The sequence below is a fragment of the Microvirga sp. HBU67558 genome, from assembly GCF_018069605.1.
Taxonomy (GTDB): Bacteria; Pseudomonadota; Alphaproteobacteria; order Rhizobiales; family Beijerinckiaceae; genus Microvirga; species Microvirga terrae.
The window spans coordinates 1-500 of sequence record NZ_JAGPUP010000212.1; the positions used below are offsets into that span (position 1 = coordinate 1).

At 64.6% G+C, this 500-nt stretch carries 1 protein-coding gene; it reads right to left on the minus strand.

Annotated elements, in window-relative coordinates; all coding sequences use genetic code 11:
* On the minus strand, positions 1-500 hold a 500-nt coding region (locus tag KBI52_RS00885; RefSeq protein WP_210804789.1), incomplete at both ends, for a HAMP domain-containing protein.

The window sequence follows — 500 nt, forward strand, 5'->3', positions numbered from 1 at the left end:
ACTTCCGCGATGTTGCGGACTTGGCCGGTCAGGTTGGCCGCCATCATGTTCACGTTGTCGGTCAGGTCCTTCCACACGCCGCCGACCCCACGCACCTGGGCCTGGCCGCCGAGCTTTCCTTCCGTGCCCACCTCGCGGGCCACACGCGTCACCTCGCCCGCGAAGGAGTTCAGCTGATCCACCATGGTGTTGATGGTCGATTTCAGCTCGAGAATTTCGCCCTCGACCGCGACGGTGATCTTCTTGGACAGGTCGCCGTTCGCCACTGCGGTGGTGACTTCGGCGATGTTACGCACCTGACCGGTCAAGTTCGCCGCCATCATGTTCACGTTGTCGGTGAGGTCCTTCCAGACGCCGCCGACCCCGCGCACCTGGGCCTGGCCTCCGAGCTTGCCTTCCGTGCCCACCTCGCGGGCCACACGCGTCACCTCGCCGGCGAAGGAGTTGAGCTGATCCACCATGGTGTTGATGGTCGACTTCAGCTCCAGGATCTCGCCGCG